Genomic DNA, 7212 nt, shown 5'->3' on the forward strand with positions numbered 1-7212 from the left:
CGCCAGCATCGCGGCGGCGGCGTCGTCGAGCTCGCCACGCCCACCGGCGCAAAGCACGGACATATCCGTTCCATCGGGCAGGTCGGTCTCGTCTTCCCCGTTGGGATCGCCATCGTCGCTCGCCTCTGCGGCCTCGGGCGGCGCCTCCTCCTCGCCTGCCTCCTCCTGCGCGCTGTCGTCGAGATTGGCCACCAGCACCAGGGCACTGGCCGCCACCTGCCGCCTTTGCAAATCGCCCATGACGCCGCGCACACGGTCTTGTTCGCCCAGCAAAAGCGCCGGAATGGCAACCTTGTCGTAGAATTCGACCAGATATTTCTCCTCCAGCATCTCCTCGGCATGGTCGGTGGCTTCTTCCGGATCGCCGGCCAGAAGCCGCTGGTACAGGCGCGCATGGGGTTCGAGCACGGGCTCGTTGCCGAACAGCACGTCGAGGAATTCAAACTGCGGCACGTGTCTGCCCAGCACCACCAGGCAGACGGTGAGCGGTGTCGACAGGATCAGCCCGAGCGGCCCCCAGAGCCACGTCCAGAAAATCGCCGCGACGATGATCGCCAGCGGCGACAGTCCTGTCCGCGAACCGTAGAGCCAGGGTTCGATGATATTGCCGGTGATCAGCTCCATCACTACGAACAGGGCGGCGGTCCACAGCACGAGCGACCAGCCCGGCGCAACGGCCAGCGCCAGGAACAGCGGCAAAAGCATGCCGATGATCGGGCCGATATAGGGAACGAAACGCAGCGCCAGCGCCAGCAGCCCCCACAGCAGCGCATTGGGAATACCGAGGGCCCAGAGCCCGATCGCAATCGGTACGGCGTAGACGATGTTGACGACCAATTGCATCAAGAGATAGCGGCCCACCCGCTTGGCGGCATCCTGAAGCGCCTCGGTGGTGCGGTGGAGGTCGCCGTAGCCGACAAGCCGGATGAAGCGGTCGCGCAGATCCTCCCGCTCGAGCAGCATGAAGATGACGACGACGATGATCAGTCCGGCCGACCCAAGCGGGCTGATCAGCGGCCCGACGATATTCTGCAGGACCTGGAGCGGCCTTTCTCGGGCGACGATCTCGACAGGCACCGGCTCACGCGCAGGCTTTTCCGGTGCGGCAGCCGGCAGCGTGGCGTCCTGCCTGTCGATCTCCTGGCCGACACGCTCGACCACCTGGCTCAATCTGGCAAGTATCCCGCCCCCGACCCCGGTTTCCTTGAGCGAGCGGATCTTGGTCAGGATGTTGGTCTGGTAGACCGGGATGTTCTGCGCCAGTTCGCTGACCTGCGTGGCGACGATGAAGGAGAACAGGCCAAGCGCCGCGAAAGCGCCGAGCACGCTGGCAATGACGGCGGCAATCCGGGGAATGCCGATTTTTTTAAGAGCTGAGACAAGCGGCGCCAATGCGAAGGTCAGCAGCAGCGCGATCGCGATCGGCAGGAAAACCTCGCGCCCGAAATACAGTGCGGCCACCGTCGTGACGATGGCCGCCACATTGGGCAAAGAGGTTCGCGGATGGGGCGCGGCTGCTGAAAGTGCGTCCCCTAGCCCGTCAGCCGGAGACGCCGTGCCGTTTCGACGATTGGCCACGTGATGCCTCCCCTGCCAAATGCCATGATCGGGCATATAGAGCGGACGTGCAACTTTAGCCAACGATGAAATACGCCTCGCTCACAGGCAATGATCCGGGCCGCATCGGCCGCTCTCGACCGATCGGATCAGCGCGCCGCATGCCTGGCCAGCGCGTGCTCGATCAGCACGTCAATGGTCTGGCTGTAGCCGATGCCTGACGCCGCCAGCGCCTTGGCATACATCGAGATGTCGGTGAAGCCGGGAATGGTGTTGACCTCGTTGACGAGCAGGCTGCCATCGGCGCGCAGGAAGAAATCGACGCGCGCCATGGCTTCGCAGCCGAGCGCCTGAAAAGCCTGACGCGCCATCTCCCTCGCTTTGTCGGCCACAGTGGCCGGGACATCAGCGGGCACCTTGACCAGCGCGCCGTCGGCATCGAGATATTTGGCCTCATAGGTGTAGAAGCCGTGCTTGCCGGCCGGAATGATCTCGCCGGGCAGCGACACCGTCAGCGACCCGTCGGCGCGCTCCAGCACCGAGAACTCGATCTCGCGCCCCTCGACGAATTCCTCGATCAACACTTTGCCGTCGTAGCGGAAAGCCGTGTCGATGGCCTGCTCGAAGCCATCCCTGTCATTCACCTTGCTGACCCCGAAGGACGAGCCCTGGCGCGCCGGCTTGGCGAAGAACGGCAGGCCGAGCATCCCGGCAATCTCCTGGAAGGAATGCTTGCCGTTTCGATGCACGGTGACGGAGCGGGCAACCGCCAATCCCGCCTCGCGCATCAGCCGCTTGGCGACATCCTTGTCCATGGCCGCGGCCGACGCGAGGATGCCGCAGCCGACATAGGCTACATCGGCGACCTCGGCATAGCCCTGCACCGAGCCGTCCTCGCCGAACGGCCCGTGCAGCACCGGGAACACGACGTCGATGGGGGGCAGGTCAGGCTGCGTACCATCCCGCGAGACGGCGACCAGCCGGCCCTTGCCGCCGGGCAGCAGCGCGACCTCGGCACCATCTTCGGATGCCGGCGCCCCTGCCGCGTCATCAAGTTGTTGCAGCAGCCATCTGCCGCTTTTGGTAATGGCGATCGGCACGATGTCGTAGCGCGTCCGGTCGATCGCCTTCAGCACATTGGCGGCCGACAGGCGCGACACGTCATGCTCGGCCGAACGCCCGCCATAGAGGATGGCCACTCTTGTCTTACCGGTCATCGAAATCCCTCGACTGTCAAAAAAAATCAAATGGCGACGGCAATGCCGCGATTGGCGAAGAAGCGGTCGAAATCGGCCGGCGCCAACACTGCGTCTGCCTGTGTGGCGGGGTCATGGCCGGACGGGTTGTGGAAGCGGAAACCCTGATTGGATGCCGCCGTGACCAGCACCAGATGACCGCCCTTCGAGGGCGGCTCGCGCTCGGGCCAGCGGATCGAACTGCTGACCGACGCGATGAAGAAGCGCGTCCGCTGCATGATCGCCGGAATCTCGGCCGTCGCGACATTGGTCACCACCTCGGCCCGGAGTCCAAAAACCTCTTTCACGAAGCTGACGAAGGGCGCGTAGATCAGCCCCTTGATCGATCCCCCGTTGACGACATAGCCGCCATATAAGGTGCAGCGCCTGGCAAGCTCGATCGTCGGCACGATCTCGCCGCGGCTTGCCAGGATCATCTTCAGGCACGCCATGCCGCAGATATTGGCCGCCCAGACCGCATATTCATCGAGTGTTTCCGCGCCCGATCCCCGCCACAGCGGATCGCGCCTGAGGGCAACATCCGCGCCGTCGGCGAGCACGTCCAGCGTCAGGTCGGGCGTCTCCCACTGGCTGAAAAACGGCACGGTTTCAGGCAGTGGACTCATACGGGCTCCTCGGCGGCTGGCTCCATCTCGTATACGAGGATACGAGATGGATGAAAAGCCGCTTAGGCCCGTTTAGGTGTGGGGAGCCGTGCGCCGCCGCCTACTCGGCCTTCGTCCAACCGAAAACCAGCCAAGCATATTTCGATTTTTCGTCGGGTTCGACAGTGTAGGTCATCTGCATGTCGCCGTCCTTGGCGTAGATATCCAGCCTGGGCGCGGTCTCCAGCTTGAGCCACGCCGAACTGTTGCTGAAGGACCAGGTTCCGCACCAGACGCAAGGCCCCGCCGTCGGATCACCCGGCTGATGAAAATTGTAGCGGCCGTCCGCCGTGATCTCCAGATAGTCAAACGCGCCGTAAAACGCGGTCACCGTCTGCTGGAATTCATTGGCGGCCGCTTCCTGTTCCGGTGTCGGCGCATCCTTCATATCGCGCGGCGGCCGGATGGCTCCGCCGTTCAGTTTCCATTTGCCGACAAAATCCTTCTGGGTCGGAAGATATTCCTCCTGCGCCTGCGCCGATGAAACATAAGCAAAAGGTGATATACTTGTGAGATCCACGGCCCCGATCGCAAATAAAAGCGTGGCGGCACAGATCGCCCTTGTTGGGTTTTGCATAAAAAATGTATCTCCAAGGGGGTAAGGGGAGTTCTATTGAGGATTTTGCAGCGCACGTTGCTTCGATGCCGATTCCCGCCCGCCATTTGCACGGTTAGCATCGTGGCCATCAATCTGGCAACGCAAGGCAGCTTCTCTCCGGCATCGCCCATGCGCCCGCGATCCCGGCCGGCTGAATATCGGCAGCTTAGAAGGTGATCTTCACCGAAGCTGCGCTGCGACTATGCGGACCATGATGGACGGCCTCGATGTTGTTGCCGTCGGGATCGAGCAGGAAGGCGGCGTAATAGCCGGGATGATAGGGCCGTTCGCCCGGCGCGCCATTGTCCGTGCCGCCAGCCGCCAGTCCGGCCTTGTAGAAGGCGTCGACCATGGCGTGGTCCCTTGCCTGGAAAGCCAGGTGATGGCGACCGGTGAGTTTTCCCTGTGCGGCCCGGCTGTCGGCAGTGGAGACAAACAGCTCGTCGGCCCAGAAAAAATCGTCGCCGCTCCCACCGATCGGAACATCGATCGCCTGCAGGACCGCCTCGTAGAAACGCCGGCTGGGCGCGAGATCCCTGACCACCAGTTGGATGTGGTCGATGAGCCGGCCGCGATGCAATTCCTGGGTTTCCATAAAGATGCCTCCTCGTGAGGTTCGAATTTAGGTTCGGACAGGGCGTCGTCAATGCGGATACTTGTTCTATCCCGCAAACAAAAAGCCCGCCGGGAGGGGATCCGGCGGGCCTTTGGAAAGCATGTCTAGCCTTCAGGGGTCTGAGGGGGATCAGACCTGGTAAGAACCTTTGTTGGCCGCGGAGGTTCCACCCGAACAAAAAATTGCCGATGGCCCGTCGAAACCGCGGAAGCGGTGGAGGCGATTTCTTCGCGAGAGCACTCACAGTTTGGAACTTTCCGCTCACAACCGGGTTGGGTGCCCCGGTGGGAGGAATTGCTATTGGATAGTTTTCAGAGGCTCGAAGCGCTGGTCGACAGCGCCGGTGTCGAGGATATCGAGGAAGCAACCGCTCTGCTGCGCCGGTTCAAGGGCAGGTCGCGCGAGGTCTCGGCAGCCATAGATGAGTTCATGCTCGATTTCATGACGTTGGTCTTCGTCGTCGAAAGCGGCGAAGAAGGTTTCGAAAAGCCGGTCCGCAAGCTCGCTCGCACCAAGCTTTCAAAGCTTGAGCGGATGGTGACTGTGATGGCGGAGGAAAAGCCGGCCTCCGGCGCCGGCCTATCCCTTCAGGATGGCGGCTAGCCTTGGAATGCCTTCGCTCACCGCGCGCCGGTCGGCGAGCGTGAAGGACAGCCGCAGCGTGTTGCGCCCGGTGCCGTCGGCATAAAAGGCGCCGCCCGGCACGAAGGCCACCCGCGCTTCTTTCACCGACCGCGCCAGAAGCTCGGTGGCGTCGGCCCCTTCCGGCAACGTTACCCAGACGAACATGCCGCCTTCCGGGCGGCTCCAGGTCACGCCTTCCGGCATATTGGATTCCAGTGCCGAGAGCAGCCCGTCGCGGCGCTCGCGATAGGCGCCGATAAGTTTTTCCACCTGGCCGTCGAAGACGGCTTCGGCGACACGATGCATCACCACCTGGTTGATCGACGGGCTGTGCAGGTCCGAGGCCTGCTTCATCAGCACCAGTTTCTCGACGATGTGGCGCGGGGCGCAAACCCAGCCGATGCGCATGCCCGGCGACAGTATCTTCGAGAACGAGCCGCAATAGAGCGTGCGCGCCTTGTCGATGCCGCCGGACCTGATGCAGTCGAGCGCCAGGATCGGCGGCACGCCGTCGCCGTCATAGCGCAGCGCGCGATAGGCGGCATCCTCGATGACGGCGATGTCGAGTTCGCCGGCAAGGCCGAGCACCGCCTCGCGCTGCTCACGGTTCAGCGTGTTGCCGGTCGGGTTGGCGAAATCCGGCACCAGATAGGCGAATTTGGCCTTGCCGCCATTTGCTGCCGCTGCCGCGCGATAGGCATCGGGCGTCATGTTGCCGCCGGCCGGGGTCAGCCGGTCGTAGCGAGGCTCATAGGCGTTGAAAGCCTGCAGCGCGCCGAGATAAGTCGGCCACGTCACCAGCGCGGTATCGCCCGGCGACAGGAACAGTTTGCCGAGATAGTCCAGCGCCTGCTGGGAGCCGGAAGTGATGAAGATATCGGCCTCGTCACAGGCGACGCCGAGCTTGCCCATCTGCCCGGCGAGCCAGCGCCGCAACGGCAGGTAGCCTTCCGAGACCTGGTACTGCAGCGCCGCACCCGCCTCGGCGCCGCCCAGCACCGAAGCATAGGCGTCACGGATCGCCTCGGCCGGGAACAACGCCGGATCGGGAATACCGCCGGCGAACGAGATGATGTCCGGCTGGTCGAGCAGCTTCAGGAGCTCGCGGATTTCGGACGCTTTCATGCGCGACGAGCGCGAAGCCAACAGATTCATAAGGGTCACGACACGCCTCCCCAAACGCTGCAATATAGGTCAACTTGGCTGACCTATATCCCCTCTTGGCCGCGAATTGAAGTGTGCCTGAACGATTTCCCGAATGCGCCAGCGCGGGCGCACTGCTCGAACGCCGCGAGCAGTTCCACAAAAAATGTGCAGCGGTTTCCGTCCGCCTAAAGGCTCTTCTTGTAGCCGAGATGGCTGCCGGTGAAGCCGAGGCTTTCGTAGAAACGGTGCGCGTCCGCCCGCCCCTTGTCGGTGGTCAGTTGGACGAGGCTGCAGCCCCGCGCCCGGCACGCGTCGATCGCCCATACGATCATCTGCCTGCCGATGCCGTCCGAGCGCCTGTGGCCGGCAACCCGAACCGCCTCGATCTGGCCGCGCCAGGCGCCTTTGCGCGAGAGCCCGGCAAGGAAAGAAATCTGCAAGGTACCGATCACTTCGGCCCCGTCGACAGTCACCGCCAGCAGCTGATTGGGATCGGCGTCGATGGCGTTGAAAGCATCGACATAGCCTTGGGCCAGCGGCATGGAAGCGTCCTCGCGGCCGGCGCCAAGCGGATCGTCGGCCAGCATGGCGATGATGTCAGGCAGGTCGGAGGCCTGCGCACGGCGGAAGGTGATCATGGTGTCGAGATATCGCGAGGCACTGGTGGCCGCAAGATTTGAATATGCTCTCCACCGGGCGCTGGTGCCGCCCCTCATCTGCCTGCCGGCATCTTCTCCCCGTATAGTGACGGGGAGAAGGACGCTGTGTCAG

At 63.3% G+C, this 7212-nt stretch carries 8 protein-coding genes; 1 reads left to right on the forward strand and 7 read right to left on the reverse strand.

Annotated features, from left to right (window positions below; genetic code table 11):
• The 5 genes from EN906_RS16835 to EN906_RS16855 all read right to left on the reverse strand — a co-directional run.
• Positions 1–1614: AI-2E family transporter (locus EN906_RS16835; protein ID WP_245484278.1), on the reverse strand; the 1614-nt coding region annotated here is incomplete at its 3' end.
• 92 nt (positions 1615–1706) lie between these two features.
• On the reverse strand, positions 1707–2774 hold the full coding sequence (locus tag EN906_RS16840) for a D-alanine--D-alanine ligase family protein (RefSeq protein ID WP_127268759.1): 1068 nt from the start codon (positions 2772–2774) through the stop codon (positions 1707–1709).
• A 26-nt stretch (positions 2775–2800) separates the two neighbouring features.
• Complete coding sequence (locus EN906_RS16845; protein ID WP_127268758.1) at positions 2801–3418, reverse strand: C39 family peptidase; 618 nt, start codon at positions 3416–3418, stop codon at positions 2801–2803.
• Positions 3419–3518: 100 nt separating this feature from the next.
• On the reverse strand, positions 3519–4034 hold the full coding sequence (locus tag EN906_RS16850) for a hypothetical protein (protein WP_127268757.1): 516 nt from the start codon (positions 4032–4034) through the stop codon (positions 3519–3521).
• A 187-nt stretch (positions 4035–4221) separates the two neighbouring features.
• Positions 4222–4650: a VOC family protein gene (locus tag EN906_RS16855; protein WP_127268756.1), complete on the reverse strand. Its 429-nt coding sequence runs from the start codon at positions 4648–4650 to the stop codon at positions 4222–4224.
• A gap of 321 nt (positions 4651–4971) precedes the next feature.
• Here EN906_RS16855 and EN906_RS16860 point away from each other — a divergent pair, with 321 nt between their 5' ends.
• Positions 4972–5274, forward strand: coding sequence for a hypothetical protein (locus EN906_RS16860; protein WP_236382754.1), 303 nt, complete (start codon positions 4972–4974; stop codon positions 5272–5274).
• Here the strand turns inward: EN906_RS16860 and EN906_RS16865 are convergent.
• Complete coding sequence (locus tag EN906_RS16865) at positions 5251–6450, reverse strand: PLP-dependent aminotransferase family protein (RefSeq protein ID WP_206529103.1); 1200 nt, start codon at positions 6448–6450, stop codon at positions 5251–5253. The genes EN906_RS16860 and EN906_RS16865 overlap by 24 nt on opposite strands.
• A 176-nt stretch (positions 6451–6626) precedes the next feature.
• Complete coding sequence (locus EN906_RS16870) at positions 6627–7079, reverse strand: GNAT family N-acetyltransferase (RefSeq protein ID WP_127272036.1); 453 nt, start codon at positions 7077–7079, stop codon at positions 6627–6629.
• Between the last annotated feature and the right edge of the window lie 133 nt (positions 7080–7212).

This window comes from Mesorhizobium sp. M7A.F.Ca.CA.004.06.1.1 (genome assembly GCF_003999135.1).
In the GTDB taxonomy this organism is placed as follows: domain Bacteria; phylum Pseudomonadota; class Alphaproteobacteria; order Rhizobiales; family Rhizobiaceae; genus Mesorhizobium.

Bases quoted from the DNA above. Each gene is read 5' to 3' on its own strand.
- EN906_RS16840 (WP_127268759.1), bottom strand. From the start codon at position 2,774: ATGACCGGTAAGACAAGAGTGGCCATCCTCTATGGCGGGCGTTCGGCC.
- EN906_RS16845 (WP_127268758.1), bottom strand. From the start codon at position 3,418: ATGAGTCCACTGCCTGAAACCGTGCCGTTTTTCAGCCAGTGGGAGACG.
- EN906_RS16850 (WP_127268757.1), bottom strand. From the start codon at position 4,034: ATGCAAAACCCAACAAGGGCGATCTGTGCCGCCACGCTTTTATTTGCG.
- EN906_RS16855 (WP_127268756.1), bottom strand. From the start codon at position 4,650: ATGGAAACCCAGGAATTGCATCGCGGCCGGCTCATCGACCACATCCAA.
- EN906_RS16865 (WP_206529103.1), bottom strand. From the start codon at position 6,450: ATGAATCTGTTGGCTTCGCGCTCGTCGCGCATGAAAGCGTCCGAAATC.
- EN906_RS16870 (WP_127272036.1), bottom strand. From the start codon at position 7,079: ATGATCACCTTCCGCCGTGCGCAGGCCTCCGACCTGCCTGACATCATC.